This window comes from Nocardioides alpinus (assembly GCF_900112035.1).
GTDB classification, from domain to species: Bacteria; Actinomycetota; Actinomycetes; order Propionibacteriales; family Nocardioidaceae; genus Nocardioides; species Nocardioides alpinus.
The window spans coordinates 176,105-191,201 of the sequence record NZ_FOKC01000008.1 but is presented as its reverse complement, the minus strand read 5'-3'; the positions used below and the strand labels follow the sequence as shown (position 1 = coordinate 191,201).

Sequence of the window (15,097 nt, the reverse complement as noted above, 5' to 3'; positions counted from 1 at the left end):
CGACCGAGGCCGCCGGTGGTGGTGAAGGACGCGGCGGAGTGGAGGGACTCCGGTGGGTGGAGGTCGGCCCATCCGGCGGCGAGGGCGAGGACGTCTGCTGCGGCCTGATCCTCGGCGGTCTTGCGGGAGCGGATGGAGGTGAGGATCCCGGACGCGTCAAGGTCCTCGACCAGCGGGCTGCTGGTCGGGGAGCGGAGGTCCGAGGTGGTGGTCATGGGTACCAGTCAAGCAGGACCCACCGACACTCGGGGCTGCTAGAAGACCGGTGTGGACAAGTATTCTCGAACAGGTGATCCCCCCAAGGGTCGGGGCCTCGGATCCTTGGTTTCGACACGGTCGCTGCGCGACCTGCTCAACCAGCGGACGGGGCTTGCTGCGCGACCTGCTCGACCAGCGGAGGCTGGCCTGCGCGACCTGCTCAACCAGCGGCGTCATCGCTGCGCGACCTGCTCAACCAGCGGACGGGCCTTCCTGCGCGACCTGCTCAACCAGCGGCGGTGGCGCGCTTCGCGCCTTCCTCGACCGGCGGCGGGGGCTAGGTTGACCGCATGACCCGCGCCCTCCACCACCTCGACCTGTGGGTCGACGACGTCGCGACCGCCGAGGGGGAGTGGGGGTGGCTCCTGGCCTGGTGCGGGTGGCAGCGCGAGGAGGGGAAGCTGTCGTGGCTGCACGACGACGGGACGTACGTCTTCATGGAGCACTCGCCCGACCAGCACGGTGACCACGACCGGCTGCGCCCGGGGATCAACCACGTCGCGCTGGTCGTCGAGACCCGCGACGAGCTCGACCGGATGCGCGCGGAGTCGACGGAGCACGGGTGGCACGAGATGTACGCCGACCGTTACCCGCACGCCGGCGGAGACGCGCACGTGGCGCTCTACCTCGAGAGCTCCGAGGGCTTCGAGGTCGAGGTCGTCGTCGGGGAGTGACGATGCCCCTAGGGGTGGTCGCGAGGGCCGGCACGCCGGTCTAGGTTGTCCGGTGGCCCAAACTGCACCTCGGAGGCACCCGTGAGCTCAGACACCTTGATCGACGCGTCCTGGCTGGACTACCTGCTCGTCGCGATCTACTTCGGATTCGTCCTCGGCATCGGCGTGATGGCGAGACGATCGGTGTCCGACTCGATCGACTTCTTCCTCTCCGGCCGCTCGCTGCCGGCGTGGGTGACGGGCCTGGCCTTCATCTCGGCCAACCTCGGTGCCGTCGAGATCATGGGCATGTCGGCCAACGGTGCGGAGATCGGCATGCCGACCGTGCACTACTTCTGGGTCGGCGCGGTGCCGGCGATGCTGTTCCTCGGCGTCGTGATGATGCCGTTCTACTACGGCTCCAAGGTCCGCTCGGTCCCGGAGTTCATGTTCCGGCGGTTCGGCACGGGCGCCCACCTGGTCAACGCGATCAGCTTCGCCGTCGCCCAGCTGCTCATCGCCGGCGTCAACCTCGCCCTGCTCGCGGGCATCGTGCACGCGCTGCTCGGCTGGCCGATCTGGATCGCCCTCATCGTGGCCGGCGCCGTCGTGCTGTCGTACATCACGCTGGGTGGCCTCAGCGCGGCGATCTACAACGAGGTCCTGCAGTTCTTCGTCATCGTCGCCTCCCTGCTGCCGCTGACCCTCATCGGCCTCCACCGCGTCGGCGGGTGGGACGGCCTCACCGACAAGATCACCGCGGCCGCCGACAGCGCGCCTCCCGAGGCCGAGGTCGCCACGGCTGCCCAGCAGCTCGAGTCGTGGCCCGGCACGGCGCTGTCGGGTTTCGACTCGCCCCTCTTCTCGGTGATCGGCATCGTCTTCGGCCTCGGCTTCGTGCTGTCCTTCGGCTACTGGACGACGAACTTCGTCGAGGTGCAGCGCGCGATGGCGTCCGACTCGATCTCCGCGGCCCGCAAGACGCCGATCATCGGCGCGTTCCCCAAGATGTTCATCCCCTTCATCGTGATCATCCCCGGCATGATCTCGGCCGTCCTCGTCACCGAGATGATCGACCTCAAGAACGGCGGCTCGCCGGATGGAGGTGCCTCGGGCGAGGGCGTCGCCTACAACGACGCGCTGCTGCTGCTGATGCGCGACGTGCTCCCCAACGGCCTGCTGGGCCTGGCGATCGCAGGACTGCTGGCCGCCTTCATGGCCGGCATGGCAGCCAACATCTCGGCCTTCAACACCGTGTTCTCCTACGACCTGTGGCAGCGCTACATCCGCAAGGACCACAGCGACGACTACTACCTCCGCATCGGCCGCCTCGCGACCGTGGGAGCGACCGTCATCGCGATCTTCACCGCCCAGATCGCCATGGGCTACGACAACGTCATGAACTACCTCCAGACGTTGTTCGGCTTCTTCAACGCACCGCTGTTCGCCACCTTCATCCTCGGCATGTTCTGGAAGCGGATGACGCCCACCGCGGGCTGGGTGGGCCTCGTCGCCGGCACCCTGTCTGCCGTCGCGGTGGACCGCCTCGCGGCGGCCGGTGTCATCGACCTGCCCGGTCAGGGGGCCGCGTTCCTCGCCGCCTCGACGGCCTTCGTCGTCGACATCGTGCTGAGCATCCTGGTTTCGCTGGTGACCAAGCCCAAGGATCCGTCCGAGCTGCGTGGCCTCGTCTACTCCGAGACACCGCGCGAGGACCGCACCGATCCCGACGAGGCCGCGATGCCGTGGTGGCGTCGTACGGTCCCGCTGGCGGGCATCGCACTCGCGATGGTCATCGTCCTCAACTTCGCCTTCTGAGAGAGGGGCCACCATGTCCGACACGACCGACACCACCGACAGCAAGCCCCACAAGGCGGGGGTCTTCGACGTCCGCAACATCATCGGCGCGCTCATGGGCGTGTACGGCGTGATCCTCACGCTCGCCGGGATCTTCGGGGACCCGGAGTTCGAGAAGACCGGCGACGTCAACGCCAACCTCTGGACCGGACTGGCCCTGCTCGTCGTGTCCGCGGTATTCATCGGCTGGGCGCGTCTGCGCCCGATCGTCGTGCCCACTGACTTCGACCGCCCGGACGACGACCCCACCCGCCCGGCCCCGCAGCGCAAGCGACCTCCGACGCACTGAAGTCGGGTCCGGCCCGATAACCTCCTCGCGATGCTGCGCGCCCGACTCCTGACCCTCCTGCTGGTCCTCCTCGCCCCCCTGCTGTCGGGGTGTGTGAGCGACGAGCCGACCATCGTGCTGCTCGTCGCCGACGCCTCCGACGACACGTCGCGGGCCGTCGACGTCGAGGACTTCACCGACCGCGTCGAGGCGACCTGCGACGAGTGCCAGGTGACGGTGTACGACGCCGAGGGTGACGCCGAGGCCCAGAAGCGCCAGGCCCGCCAGGCCGAGGCGGACGCGGCCGACGTCCTTGTCGTCGTGCCCGTCGACGCCGACGACCTGGGTGCCATGACCGGTGGCGAGCTCCCGGTCATCTCCCTCGGCACCCTGGTGCCCGGCTCCGACCAGTTCGTCGGTCTGGAGGGCGGGGCGGAGCCGGTCCAGTCGGGGTCGGACCTCGAGGCCGCGCGCGAGGTGCTCCTCGGCGACGAGGAGTCGATGACCTACGTGCCCACCCATGCCATGAGCCAGCAGGCGGCCGACGCGGCCGTGGGCTTCCTCGCCGACGCCCCGCTCGAGGACGGCGAGGAGGTCGACGGGGTCCAGTCCTGGCTCTTCCGCGACCAGGACGTCACCGTCGACACGCTCACCTCCGTGCTGGTCGCCCAGGGCGTCATCACGCTGGACGAGCTGTGCAGCGGTGACACGCGCAGGAGCTGCGCCAGGATGGGCCTGAGATGATGAGGTCGCGATGATCGAGATCCTCACTCCCGCCCAGGTGGACAAGGCCCGCGCCACCGGCGCCCTCGTCGCCGACATCCTCCAGTCCCTCCGCTCGCGCAGCGGCGTCGGGACCAACCTCCTCGACCTCGACCGGTGGACCGCGGAGATGATCCGCGAGGCGGGCGCGCAGTCCTGCTACGTCGACTACGCCCCGGCGTTCGGCGAGGGCCCGTTCGGCCACTACGTCTGCACCTCGGTCAACGACGCGGTGCTCCACGGCCGTCCGCGCGACCAGCGGCTCGCCGACGGCGACCTGCTCACCCTCGACCTCGCCGTACGCCTCGACGGCGTCGCCGCCGACTCGGCGATCAGCTTCGTGGTGGGCGACAGCCGACCCGCGGGGAGCGTCGAGATGATCGAGACCACCGAGCGCGCCCTGGCCGCCGGCATCGCCGCCGCCGGGCCCGGTGCCAAGATCGGCGACCTCTCCCACGCCATCGGGACCGTGCTGCACGCCGCTGGCTACCCGATCAACATGCAGTTCGGCGGCCACGGCATCGGCACGACGATGCACCAGGACCCGCACGTCTCCAACGACGGACGCCCCGGCCGCGGCTACCGGCTCCGGCCGGGCCTGCTGCTGGCGCTCGAGCCGTGGATCATGGTCGACACCGACGAGCTCGTCACCGACGCCGACGGCTGGACGCTGCGGAGCGCGACCGGCTGCCTCACCGCGCACAGCGAGCACACCATCGCCATCACCGAGGACGGCGCGGAGATCCTGACGCTCCCGTCGGGCCGGGCCTGAGGCGGCCGACCTTCAGTGCACCGTCTCGAGCGGGGCCTCGGCCTCGGCCGGGGTGAGCGGGACGTCGGCCGTGTCGAGCCTGCTCGGCCACCAGATCTTGCCGCCGAGGTCGAGGTTGAGCGCCGTGACCAGCACCGAGCGCACGATCAGCGTGTCGAGCATGACGCCCAGCGCCACGGCCACGCCCAGCTCCGCGAGGAACACCAGCGGCAGTGAGCCGAGCACCAGGAAGGTCGCCGCCAGCACGACGCCAGCCGAGGTGATCACGCCGCCGGTGGAGGCGAGCGCGATGAGCGATCCCTTGCGCGTGCCGTGGGTGGCGGTCTCCTCCCGCACGCGCGTCATCAGGAAGATGTTGTAGTCGATGCCGAGGGCCACGAGGAAGACGAACGCGAACAGCGGGAATCCTGGGTCGGACCCGGCGAAGCCGAAGACGTACTCGAAGAGCAGGGCCGAGATGCCCAGTGCCGCACCGAAGGACAGCACGACGGTCGCCATCAGGATCAGCGGAGCGACGAGCGCCCGCAGCAGCCCGATCAGGATCAGCAGCACGACCAGCAGCACCAGCGGCATGATCACCCAGCTGTCGCGCACGGACGCGATCTTGGTGTCGAGGTAGAACGCCGAGCCGCCACCCACGAGGGCGTCGGCACCGTCGACACCGCGTACGGCGTCACGCGAGGACTCGACGATGTCGGCGGCCGTGCTGGAGGAGATGTCGGCGTCGATCGTCGCCTCGAACCACGAGCGCCCGTCCGTGAGCGGCTGCGGCTCGCCGAGCTCCCCGAGGCCGTCGATGCCCTCGAGCGACGCGGCCACGTCGGCCGCGCTGTCGGTGTTGGTGACGACCTGGATGGTGTTGGAGTTGTCGGTCAGGTCGTGCTCGTTGAGCAGCCGCTGTCCCTTGATGGAGTCGAACTCCTGGGTGTAGGTCTCCTCGGTCGACAGCCCGGAGGTGTCGAGCCGGAAGAGCCCGAGGCAGGCGAGGAGCAGCAGCCCGGTCGTGATGAGCCAGACGCGGCGCGGGCGGTGGCTGATCGCACGGCCGACGCGGGCCCAGAGGCCGTCGCTCGTGGGCTCGGCGCTCTGGAAGCCGGGGCGCTTGGGCCAGAACACCCAGCGCCCGCAGATGACGAGCAGCGCGGGGAGCAGCGTGACCATCACGATCATGGTGACGGTGACGCCGATGGCGGCGACCGGGCCGAGCCCGGCCGTGGAGTTGAGGTCCGCCAACGACAGGCACAGCATGCCGACCGCGACGGTGGCGGCGCTCGCGAAGATGGCGGGCGCGGCACGGTGCAGCGCGAAGGCCATCGCCTCGTGGCGGTCCTCGTGGCGGCGCAGCTCCTCGCGGTACCGCGCCACCAGGAGCAGGGCGTAGTCGGTGCCGGCGCCGATCACCAGGATGCTCAGGATCGCCTGGCTCTGACCGTTGACGGTGAGCCCGGCGTACCTGGCGAGGAGGTAGACCAGGCCGGTGGCGATGAAGTTGGCGGAGACCGCACAGAGGATCGGCAGCAGCCACAGGACGGGGCTGCGATAGGTGAAGAGCAGGATCACGATGACCACGCCGAGCGTGGCCAGGATCAGGTTGGTGTCGATGCCCTCGAAGGCCGCTGCGGAGTCGGCCGCCTGGCCGCCGTAGCCGGCGAGGTGCACCTCACCGCCGTCGATCGTGGCGATGCCGCGGATCTCCTCGGCGGCGTCGGGGATGGCGTTCCACCCGTCGGCGCCGAAGTTGAGGACGAAGTAGAGGTAGGCGACCTCCCCGTCCTCCGACACGAGGGTCGGCACGGGTGCCCCCTGGGCTGCGGCGGCCTCCGCGGCGGCGGGCGTCAGGACGCCCTGCTCGGTGACGCCGTCGAGCTCGGCGATCTCTGCGCCGTGGGCCTCCATCGCGGCGAGGTCGTCGTCGGTCAGCCCGCCTGCCCGGTGGTAGACCACGAGCGTGGGGATGTCGTTGGGGTCGACGGTCTGCGAGAGCTCGTCGAGCACCTGGGTCGACTCGGCCGACTCCGGCAGCCAGGACGACGCCTCGTTGTTCTGGACGTCGGCCAGCTGGCTCGAGAAGACGGCCATGACCCCGGTGATCGCCAGCACCGCGACCAGGACGAACCACTTGGTGATGCGGCCGGTGAGCGAACCAGCGATCTGTCGATGCATGGGGCCAGTCGAACAGGAGGGACCGACATCGTGCATCGGTGATTCCCCCGAGGTCTAGACCAGGGCGACCCCGCCGCTACCGCGTCTGGAGGCCGATCGGGAACGACCGGACGTCCATCGACCGGCGCCGGGGCGCGACGGCGTACTCCATCGATCCGTCGACGCCGAGGCGCACGACCGCCCACTCGCCGTCCTGGTAGGTCACGACGAGGACGTGCTCCGCGTCCTCCCAGACCTCCTCGAAGTACGTCGCCGAGCTGCCGTCGCGCGCGGAGGCGAAGGAGCGCACGACGGAGCCGTCCGCAGTGGCCAGCACGTCCAGCGTCTGCGGTCCGAAGCCGTCGCCGTACGCCGGGAGGCCGAGGACGTGCCGGTTGTCGGGGGAGATGTCGGAGAACCGGTTGTCGCACGTGCGCCACCTGACCCGGGCGTCGCGCAGCATCGCGCTGCACGTGCCGGTGTCGCTGACGGAGGTGATGCCGCCGAGCCAGCGGCCGCGGCCGGTGGAGGTGAGGCGGACGTGGGGCGCGCGGTCGACGATGCCGTGCGAGGAGGTGAGCCACCCGCGGGCACCATTGACGTAGACCGCGCAGCCGTTGCTCGTCGCGCTCTCCTTGCAGTCCTCGCCGAAGAGCGCCACGGCGGTGCCCCTGCCGGTGATCGGCACGGGGCTGAACCTCAGCACGCGGTCGCCGTCGCGGTCGATCGACCACACCCTGCCTCCCCTGCCGGAGAAGGCCACGGCCCTGCCCCGGGCGGAGACGGCGATCCCGTCGCCGGTGCGCCACTCGCGCCGACCTGCCGTGCCGTCAGCAGCGACCCAGCGCACCGTCGTCGGGCGGCTGAGTCCGGTCTGGACGACGTAGCCCGAGCCCATCGGCGCCAGCTCGACGAGGTTGTTGGGCACGGGGGTCGTGGTGCCGCCCGGTCCGTGGATCACGGTCCTCCCGCCACGTCGCTCGCTCCAGGCGATCGCCGGTGGTGCGCCGGTCTCGAGGTCGGAGACGTCGAAGCGGGTGGTGGGGGCGGTGCGGACCTCGACGCCGCTGTCGGCCGGTCGCGCACCTGCGGGCGCGGTCGGCGACACGAGGGCGAGCGCGGCGAGTCCTGCGACGAGCAGCGGAGCACGGAAGGTGGTCATGACTCTAGGACTCCTCGGGACCCCCGGAGGTTGTCTGCCGGGCGAAGGACGGTGGCAGCTCACGCTCCTCCTGGGCGAGGACGTCGCGCAAGAGGTCGGGGCGGTTGGTGATGAGGCCGTCGACGCCGGCCCGGACCAGGTGGCGCATCGTGGGCTCGTCGTCGACGACGTAGGGGATGACCACCAGCCCGGCAGCGTGGGCCTCGTCGACCAGGGACTCGGTGGCGAACGGCGTGTACGCCGGGTCCGCCACGCCGCTGCGGAAGGGTGAGCCGTGGATCGGGGAGATCGCAGTGAAGCCCTCGGCCGCCGCCGTACGCACGAAGTCGGCGCCGACCGCCAGCCCGTCGAACCAGGGGGAGGGGGCGTCGGGGCTCGCCGCGAGGTACTTCGGCGACACCAGCAGGTTGCGGGCGAGCTCGGGCTCGGCCTCGCCCACCCGTCGCAGGACGCCCCAGTCGAAGCACTGGATGCTGGTGCGCGCGACGAGACCGTCGATCCGCAGGGCGTCGACGACCTTGGCGACGAAGGCCTCGCGGCTGGTCAGCTGCGCCGCGTCGAGGGCGTCGTACTTGATCTCCAGGTTGATCCGTACCGGGTCGGCCCGACGCTCCTCGAGCAGCGCCGCGACCTGTCGCAGCAGCGGCATCGTGGGCGGCAGGTCGGCGCGGGTGAGCTCGCGGATCCGTCGCGCGTCCGCGAGCGCGGGGTCGTGCGCGACCACGACGTCGTCGCCGGCCGTCAGGTGGACGTCGAGCTCCAGCGTCGAGACGCCGAGCGCGAGTGCGCGACCGAAGGCCTCGAGCGTGTTCTCCGGCCAGAGGCCGGCACCGCCGCGGTGGGCCTCGACGTCGAAGAGGGGCCTGGGCGGAGCGTCGAAGGGCCTCGCAGGTCGCACCTCAGTCAGCGTAGAGACCTTCGACCACGTCGGCGTACTTGGTGTTGACCACCCGCCGCTTCAGCTTGAGCGTCGGGGTGAGCTCCTCGGACTCGGCGGTCCACTCGTCGGGCAGGAGCTCCCACGCCTTGACCTGCTCGGGCCGCGACAGCCGCTCGTTGGCCCTGTCGACCGCTGCCTGGGCCATCGCGCGGATCTGCGGCTTCTGCGACAGGTCGGCGAGGTCGGTGAACTCGATGCCCATCTTCGCCGCCACCAGCGGGGCGATCTCGCCGTCCAGGGTGAGGATCGCGACGACGTAGGAGCGGTTGTCGCCGAGCGCCATCGCGTGGCCGACGATCGGGGACTCCTTGAGGTAGTTCTCGATGTTGGACGGCGCGATGTTCTTGCCCGCGGAGGTGATGATCAGCTCCTTCTTGCGGTCGATGATCGAGTAGAAGCCGTCCTCGTCGACCGTGCCGATGTCGCCGGTGTGGATCCAGCCGTCCTCGTCGATGAGGTTGCGGGTGGCCGTCTCCTGGCGGTGGTAGCCGGGGGTGTTGACCGGTCCGCGGCACAGGATCTCGCCGTCCTCGCCGAGACGCACCTCGATGCCGGGGTTGGGCACGCCGACCGTGCCGAGCTTGAAGTGCTCGGGGCCGTTGGAGGTGAAGGCCCCGGTCGTCTCGGTCATGCCGTAGACGTCGTACACCTTGAGCCCGAGACCGCCCATGAACTTGGCGACCTCCAGCGGCATCGGCGCCGCGGCGCTGGCCGCCCACTGCACCTGGTCGAGGCCGAGCAGCAGGCGCAGGAAGGCGAGGATGCCCTCGTCGGCCTGGGCGTACGCCGCCTCGACCTCCGGGGTCATCGCGTTGCCGTACTCGTGGGCCTGGGTCCACGCGAGACCGGCCGCCATGGCGTTGGTGACCATCGTCTGGTTGTCGGGGTTCGGGTCCTCGGCGAGCTTGGCGGAGATGCCGGTCTTGATCTTCTCCCAGACGCGCGGCACGCCGAAGAACGCCGTCGGGTGGACCTCGCCGAGCGCACCGAGGAGCCCGGCGGGGTCGGGGATCGCGTGCACGTGGCTGCCCAGGAACGGGGGGCCGTACGTCGCCAGCACCCGCTCGGCGATGTGCGCGAGCGGGAGGTAGCTGATGGTCCGCTGCTGTCCGTGCAGCCCTGCCGCGTCGAGCGTGGAGACCGCTTCGTACATGACGTTGTGGTGGGTGAGCACGACGCCCTTGGGGTTGCCCGTCGTGCCGGATGTGTAGAGGAAGGTGGCCGGCAGGTCGGGCGTGATGCGTTCCATCCGCGCCTCGATCCCGCTCGTGTCGGAGCCGCGGGCGAGGAAGTCGGCCCAGGTCATCACGCGTGCGTCGTCGACGCGGTCGGCGTCGGCGAACATGACCACGTGGCGGATGGAGTCGACCTCGTCGAGCGCCTTCTCCCAGCGCTGGTAGCGGTCGTGGTCCTCGAGGATCACCACGACCGGGCGGGCCTCGCCGGCGATGAAGGCCACCTGGTCCTGGGCGAGGGTGTTGTAGATCGACATGGGCACCGCGGCCGCCGTCATCGCGCCGTAGTCGGCCAGCGTGTGCGCGGTGCGGTTGTCGGCCATGATGGCGACCGGGTCGCCGATCTCGACGCCGAGGTCGATCAGCGCAGCAGCGACCTGCTGGGTCTGCTCCCACGTCTCGGCCCAGCTGATCGTCGACCAGGTCTCGCCCTCAGGCACGTCGAACTTGTCGGAGAACGCGGGCTGGTCGCCGTACCGCTCCGCTGCCTGGCGCACGGTGGCCGGCATGTGCAGCCCGAGGATGCGGGCCTCGTACTCCTCGCGGACTGCCGCGACGTCGGCAGGGATCTCGTCGTGCATCGGCTCTCCTGGGGGTGATCCTCGAGGTGGCGGGGGTCACATCATGGTGGAGGCAGAGGTGGCTGGCTAGGGTCTGGACGTGTACTCCGTGCCTGCGCCCGTGGCGGAAGCCGGTGCAGGGTGACCGCACGCAGGTCGCCGTCCTCGGCGATCGCCGTCATGTAGGTGCACGCGGGTTGGCGGCGGCGGTCGGTGGGGGAGCCGGGGTTGAGCAGCCGCACACCGGTCGCCGTGGTCGTGTCCCACGGGATGTGGCTGTGGCCGAAGACGAGCACGTCGAGGTCGGGGTGGAGGGCGCTCATCCGCGCCTCCCGGCCGGCGGCCTGCCCGGTCTCGTGCACCACACCGAGCCGCACCCCCTCGATCTCGACGCGCGCCACCTCGGGCAGCCGCTCCCGCAGGGCGCCGTGGTCGTTGTTGCCGAAGACCGCCACGAGCCACCGCGCTCGCGCCTCGAGCGCGTCGAGGAGGCGTACGTCGACCCAGTCGCCCGCGTGCACGACGACGTCCGCCTCGTCGACCGCCCGCCACACCTCGTCCGGCAGGTCACGCGCCCGTCTCGGCACGTGGGTGTCCGCGATGAGCAGCAGTCGGGTGGGCATGGCTCCAGTCAACTGAAGGGGGCAAGTAACGTCGACCCATGCCCGTTGACGACTCCACGAACGATGCCCCCCACGACGAGGTCGTCGCCGAGTCCGCCCTGCAGCTGTGGTCGGCCGCGCAGACCGACTTCGACCCCTTCGAGCTCCCGTCGGCGGAGTGGCCGGAGGACACGGTGCCGGTGCGCGACGCCGACATCGCCGTCGACACGCACCTCGAGCTGGACGACGTACGCGCGGCGCTGGGTCGCCTCGACGGCCTCAAGGTCGTCGTGGGGCGCGAGGCCGGCACCGTCTCCGTGCTCCGGGTCATCCCGGAGGACGTCCCGCTGTGAACGGCGCGCTCTGATGGTGGCGAGCCGATCGGCCCGCGAGAGGAAGGCTGCTGCGCAGGCGGGCCCGCTCGCGCGGGTCAAGATCGACCTCGACGGCGAGCAGCAGTTCCTCTACCGGATCAGCTGCTCCACGTGTGTGGCGCGCGGACACAGGGCGTGGTCGACGCACCGTGCCGGTGGGGACAACGGCTTCATGTCCGCGATGGACCGCTGGACGTTCCACCTCGTCGAGAAGCACCCCGACGCGGATGCGCCGTGCCTCGCGTTCCTCGCCGAGGCGCAGCAGCGCCTACACGACAGGCGCGAGGGCGGCGCCTCGGAGTGAGGCTCAGCTGTCCTTGGGCATGATGATCCACGCCACGATGTAGGCGATCTCCCCGGCGCCGATGAGGCCGAAGAGCACGAAGCCCAGGCGCACCAGGCCGCGGGAGATGCCGAACCGGTCGGCGAGGCCGGCGCAGACGCCGGCGATGATCTTGCCCTGACGGGGGCGGACGAGCTTCGAGGTGGCCATGGGGCATGTCTACCCGACGGAGTGCCGTCGTGGGCGCCCCGGGCAGGCGCCGGGTCGCCACGGGTTGCCGTCGTGGGTCATGCTTCAGGAGTGCCTCCCCAGGATGACTTCCGTGACGAGCTGGCCGCCGCTGCGCGTGAGATGCAGGACGACGACAGCCCGCAGCAGGCCATGGAGCGGGCGGTGATGGTCGCGACGAAGATCATCCCCGGGTGCGAGGCGGCGGGGGTGTGCGTCGTCTACCGGGGTGAGCGCATCGACACGCACGCCACGAGCGACGACTCCCTGCGCCAGATCGACGCGCTGCAGCACGAGCTCGACGAGGGGCCGTGCCTCGACGCCCTGCGCGAGGACCACACCGTCGTCAGCGACGACCTGGCCACCGACGACCGCTGGCCGAGCTGGGGGCCGCAGGTGGTCGAGCGGCTGGGCCTCCACAGCAGCGTGAGCTATCGGCTGTACTCCAACGACAAGGACCTCGGCGCGCTCAACCTCTACGGCAAGGAACCGTCGGCGTTCACCGGAGAGGACGTCCAGGACGGCCTGGCGCTCGCCGCGCACGTCGGGGTGGCCCTGGCGGCGGCGCAGGAGGTCGAGCAGCTGGAGAAGGCGCTGGGTGGTCGCACGGTGATCGGCCAGGCCACCGGCATCCTGATGGAGCGCTTCGACCTCACCCCCGACCGGGCCTTCTCCGTGCTCAGCCGGATGTCGCAGCAGAACAACGTCAAGCTCCGCGAGGTGGCCGAGCAGATCGTGACGACCCGGAACGTCCCCACGACCTAGGAGCGGCTCACTAGGGTCGACGCGTGGACGCAGACGTGGTGGTCGTGGGTGCGGGCCTGGCCGGGCTTCGTTGCGCGCAGGCGCTGACCGAGGCGGGTCGCGACGTCGTCGTGCTGGAGGCCTCGGACGTGGCCGGTGGGCGGATCCGCACCGAGCGGATCGACGGCTTCCTCGTCGACCGTGGCTTCCAGCTCCTCAACCCCGCCTACCCGGCCGTACGCCGCTGGGTGGACGTCGAGGCCCTGGGCCTGCAGCCCTTCGGCGCCGGCGTCGCCGCGCGCACCGAGGACGGGACGACGGTCCTCGGTCACCCGGTGCGCGAGCCGGGCCTCGTCCCCGGCACCCTGCGCGCCGTCGCCCGCCGCCCGAAGGAGGTCGCCGCCCTCGCGCGGTGGGCCGCCCCCCTCCTGCGGCCGCGCCGCGGAACCTCCCTGTCGCACGTCCTCGCGTCACGACCCGATGTCGACCGGCGTACGGCACTCGACGCCGCGCACGTCGACGGCCTGCTGCGGCGGGTGGTCGACCGGTTCTACGCAGGAGTCCTGCTCGAGGACGACGGCAGCACGGCCGACCGGTTCGCGCTGCTGCTGGCGTGGATGTTCGCGAAGGGGGTGCCCTCGCTGCCCCGCAACGGGATGGCCGCGCTGCCGGCCCAGCTGGCGGCCTCCCTCGGCGACCGCGTCCGGCTCGGGCAGCCTGTCCAGGCGGTGACCGGCACTGCCGTGACCACGGACGCCGGCACGTGGACAGCCCGCCACGTGGTGGTGGCGACAGGAGCAGCGGCGGCCGCCGAGCTGACCGGGCTCGCCGTCCCGGCCACCAAGGGCGTCGTCACGATGTGGTGGGCGGCAGCGGACGCGCCCGACACCGACCTCCTCCACGTCGACGCCCGCCGCGCTCCCACCGGCCCCCTCGTCAACGCTGCGGTCGTCTCGCGCGCCGCACCGTCCTACGCGCCTGCGGGACGCCACCTCCTGCAGGGATCGGCCCTCATGGGCGCCGGCCGCGACACCGGCGAGGCGTCGATGCGCCGGCACGCCGGCGACCTGCTCGGCACCGACCCGACGCAGTGGGAGGTGGTGGTCCGCCACGAGGTCCCGGACGCCCTGCCGGCCCAGCCCGCGCCGTACGACGCCCGCCGACCCGTGCAGGTCGGCGACCTGGTCGTCTGCGGTGACCACCGCGACACCGGCTCCATCCAGGGCGCGCTGGTCAGCGGACAGCGCGCCGCCGAGGCACTCCTGTGACGCCGTCGGACGTCGTCGTCGTCGTCGGTGCGGGGCTCGCCGGCGTGGCCTGCGCGCGCGAGCTGAGGTCGGCGGGAGTCGGCGTACGTGTCCTGGACCGCGGCCATCGCGTCGGGGGCCGGATGGCGTCGCGGCGGCTCTGGGGCCTCGAGCGTGCCACCGACCTCGGCGCCTCCTACCTCACCGTGACGGACCCGGAGTTCGGGGCGGTCGTCGACGGCTGGGCCGCACGCGGCCTCGCGGCCCCGTGGACCGACGCCTTCTGCGTGCTGGGTGAGGACGAGCCCCGGATGACCTCCGGCCCGACGCGCTGGGGCGCCCTCGGCGGACTCCGCTCCCTGGTCGAGGACGTCGCGAGCGACCTGGACGTCGAGAAGGTGGAGCTGGCCGACGTCGCCGACCTCGACGGAGCGGCGGCCGTCGTGCTCGCGATGCCCGACCCGCAGGCGGTCCGCCTCTGTGGCGACCACCCGGTGGCCCAGCTGCTGACCCGCGAGTGGGAGCCGGTGCTCGCCCTCGCGGCACGGTGGCCGGAGCGCACCTGGGACGACCTCAGCCCCTCGGGCCGCTTCGACGGCGCCTTCGTCAACGACGACCCGGCGATCGGGTGGGTGGCCGACGACGGCCGGCGCCGGGGTGACGGTGCGCCCGTGCTGGTCGTCCACTCGACTCCCGAGCTGGCGGCGCAGCACCTCGCCGACCCGTCGGCAGCGGCCCCGGATCTCGTCGCGGCGGTGCGTCGCCTGATGGACCTCGACGAGCCCGCCGACGTGCACGTGCACCGGTGGACCTTCGCCCGGCCGGTGGGTGAGCGAGCGGCGTCGTACGCCCTGGTCGACGGCGCCGGTGGACCTGTCGGCGTCTGCGGGGACGGATGGGGACCGAAGCCCAAGGTCGAGACGGCGTGGCTCTCGGGCGCCCGGCTGGGGCGCGAGCTGGCGGTCCGGTTCGGCTGACCTCGGCTCCGTCCCTCCCAAGTGGTCTGGACA

17 protein-coding genes are annotated in these 15,097 nt (G+C 71.3%); 10 read left to right on the top strand and 7 right to left on the bottom strand.

Features of this window, described 5'->3' with window-relative positions; all coding sequences use genetic code 11:
* A partial coding sequence (locus BM127_RS16265) for a hypothetical protein (RefSeq protein WP_139227759.1) occupies positions 1 to 215 on the bottom strand: 215 nt, incomplete at its 3' end.
* A gap of 333 nt (positions 216 to 548) precedes the next feature.
* On the opposite strand from BM127_RS16265, the gene BM127_RS16260 reads away from it, so the two are divergent.
* From BM127_RS16260 to map, 5 genes are all read left to right on the top strand, one after another.
* A complete protein-coding gene (locus BM127_RS16260; RefSeq protein WP_091200139.1) occupies positions 549 to 932 on the top strand; it encodes a VOC family protein in 384 nt (127 codons plus the stop codon).
* A gap of 81 nt (positions 933 to 1,013) precedes the next feature.
* Positions 1,014 to 2,729, top strand: coding sequence for a sodium:solute symporter family protein (locus BM127_RS16255; protein WP_091200138.1), 1,716 nt, complete (start codon positions 1,014 to 1,016; stop codon positions 2,727 to 2,729).
* 13 nt (positions 2,730 to 2,742) lie between these two features.
* Positions 2,743 to 3,057, top strand: coding sequence for a hypothetical protein (locus tag BM127_RS16250; RefSeq protein ID WP_091200137.1), 315 nt, complete (start codon positions 2,743 to 2,745; stop codon positions 3,055 to 3,057).
* A gap of 30 nt (positions 3,058 to 3,087) precedes the next feature.
* Positions 3,088 to 3,780 (top strand): type 1 periplasmic-binding domain-containing protein, encoded by a 693-nt coding sequence (locus BM127_RS16245; protein WP_091200135.1) that lies wholly within the window; start codon positions 3,088 to 3,090, stop codon positions 3,778 to 3,780.
* 10 nt (positions 3,781 to 3,790) lie between these two features.
* Positions 3,791 to 4,570, top strand: coding sequence for a type I methionyl aminopeptidase (map, locus tag BM127_RS16240; protein ID WP_091200133.1), 780 nt, complete (start codon positions 3,791 to 3,793; stop codon positions 4,568 to 4,570).
* Between the two features lie 12 nt (positions 4,571 to 4,582).
* On the opposite strand, the gene BM127_RS16235 is transcribed toward map, so the two are convergent.
* The 5 genes from BM127_RS16235 to BM127_RS16215 form a co-directional block, all read right to left on the bottom strand.
* A complete protein-coding gene (locus BM127_RS16235; RefSeq protein ID WP_091200131.1) occupies positions 4,583 to 6,733 on the bottom strand; it encodes an MMPL family transporter in 2,151 nt (716 codons plus the stop codon).
* A 76-nt stretch (positions 6,734 to 6,809) separates the two neighbouring features.
* The gene (locus tag BM127_RS16230) at positions 6,810 to 7,874 is read right to left on the bottom strand and encodes a hypothetical protein (RefSeq protein WP_091200130.1); all 1,065 of its coding nucleotides are present in this window, start codon (positions 7,872 to 7,874) and stop codon (positions 6,810 to 6,812) included.
* Between the two features lie 4 nt (positions 7,875 to 7,878).
* Positions 7,879 to 8,772: a glycerophosphodiester phosphodiesterase family protein gene (locus tag BM127_RS16225; RefSeq protein ID WP_157829538.1), complete on the bottom strand. Its 894-nt coding sequence runs from the start codon at positions 8,770 to 8,772 to the stop codon at positions 7,879 to 7,881.
* A 1-nt stretch (position 8,773) separates the two neighbouring features.
* A complete protein-coding gene (locus BM127_RS16220; protein ID WP_091200126.1) occupies positions 8,774 to 10,630 on the bottom strand; it encodes an AMP-dependent synthetase/ligase in 1,857 nt (618 codons plus the stop codon).
* A gap of 41 nt (positions 10,631 to 10,671) precedes the next feature.
* Positions 10,672 to 11,232: a metallophosphoesterase family protein gene (locus BM127_RS16215; protein ID WP_091200124.1), complete on the bottom strand. Its 561-nt coding sequence runs from the start codon at positions 11,230 to 11,232 to the stop codon at positions 10,672 to 10,674.
* A gap of 38 nt (positions 11,233 to 11,270) precedes the next feature.
* Here BM127_RS16215 and BM127_RS16210 point away from each other — a divergent pair, with 38 nt between their 5' ends.
* Both BM127_RS16210 and BM127_RS16205 read left to right on the top strand, forming a co-directional pair.
* Positions 11,271 to 11,564 (top strand): hypothetical protein, encoded by a 294-nt coding sequence (locus BM127_RS16210; protein WP_091200121.1) that lies wholly within the window; start codon positions 11,271 to 11,273, stop codon positions 11,562 to 11,564.
* Between the two features lie 13 nt (positions 11,565 to 11,577).
* The gene (locus BM127_RS16205; protein WP_091200119.1) at positions 11,578 to 11,889 is read left to right on the top strand and encodes a hypothetical protein; all 312 of its coding nucleotides are present in this window, start codon (positions 11,578 to 11,580) and stop codon (positions 11,887 to 11,889) included.
* A 3-nt stretch (positions 11,890 to 11,892) separates the two neighbouring features.
* Here the strand turns inward: BM127_RS16205 and BM127_RS16200 are convergent, their stop codons facing one another.
* Positions 11,893 to 12,078, bottom strand: a complete 186-nt coding sequence (locus BM127_RS16200) for a PspC domain-containing protein (protein ID WP_091200117.1) — start codon at positions 12,076 to 12,078, stop codon at positions 11,893 to 11,895.
* A 90-nt stretch (positions 12,079 to 12,168) separates the two neighbouring features.
* On the opposite strand from BM127_RS16200, the gene BM127_RS16195 reads away from it, so the two are divergent.
* From BM127_RS16195 to BM127_RS16185, 3 genes are read left to right on the top strand one after another with little or no spacing between them, the layout of a single operon-like run.
* Positions 12,169 to 12,861 (top strand): GAF and ANTAR domain-containing protein, encoded by a 693-nt coding sequence (locus BM127_RS16195; protein ID WP_091200115.1) that lies wholly within the window; start codon positions 12,169 to 12,171, stop codon positions 12,859 to 12,861.
* Positions 12,862 to 12,884: 23 nt separating this feature from the next.
* Positions 12,885 to 14,108, top strand: coding sequence for an NAD(P)/FAD-dependent oxidoreductase (locus BM127_RS16190; RefSeq protein WP_091200113.1), 1,224 nt, complete (start codon positions 12,885 to 12,887; stop codon positions 14,106 to 14,108).
* Entirely contained in the window at positions 14,105 to 15,064 is a 960-nt protein-coding gene (locus BM127_RS16185) for an NAD(P)/FAD-dependent oxidoreductase (RefSeq protein WP_091200111.1), read from the top strand. Before BM127_RS16190 ends, BM127_RS16185 begins: the two co-directional genes overlap by 4 nt.
* Positions 15,065 to 15,097: the final 33 nt, after the last annotated feature.

Excerpts from the sequence above, each read along its gene's own strand:
- BM127_RS16250 (WP_091200137.1), top strand. The coding sequence starts at position 2,743 with ATGTCCGACACGACCGACACCACCGACAGCAAGCCCCACAAGGCGGGG.
- BM127_RS16220 (WP_091200126.1), bottom strand. The coding sequence starts at position 10,630 with ATGCACGACGAGATCCCTGCCGACGTCGCGGCAGTCCGCGAGGAGTAC.
- BM127_RS16215 (WP_091200124.1), bottom strand. The coding sequence starts at position 11,232 with ATGCCCACCCGACTGCTGCTCATCGCGGACACCCACGTGCCGAGACGG.
- map (WP_091200133.1), top strand. The coding sequence starts at position 3,791 with ATGATCGAGATCCTCACTCCCGCCCAGGTGGACAAGGCCCGCGCCACC.
- BM127_RS16245 (WP_091200135.1), top strand. The coding sequence starts at position 3,088 with ATGCTGCGCGCCCGACTCCTGACCCTCCTGCTGGTCCTCCTCGCCCCC.
- BM127_RS16210 (WP_091200121.1), top strand. The coding sequence starts at position 11,271 with ATGCCCGTTGACGACTCCACGAACGATGCCCCCCACGACGAGGTCGTC.
- BM127_RS16235 (WP_091200131.1), bottom strand. The coding sequence starts at position 6,733 with ATGCATCGACAGATCGCTGGTTCGCTCACCGGCCGCATCACCAAGTGG.
- BM127_RS16205 (WP_091200119.1), top strand. The coding sequence starts at position 11,578 with ATGGTGGCGAGCCGATCGGCCCGCGAGAGGAAGGCTGCTGCGCAGGCG.
- BM127_RS16200 (WP_091200117.1), bottom strand. The coding sequence starts at position 12,078 with ATGGCCACCTCGAAGCTCGTCCGCCCCCGTCAGGGCAAGATCATCGCC.
- BM127_RS16260 (WP_091200139.1), top strand. The coding sequence starts at position 549 with ATGACCCGCGCCCTCCACCACCTCGACCTGTGGGTCGACGACGTCGCG.
- BM127_RS16230 (WP_091200130.1), bottom strand. The coding sequence starts at position 7,874 with ATGACCACCTTCCGTGCTCCGCTGCTCGTCGCAGGACTCGCCGCGCTC.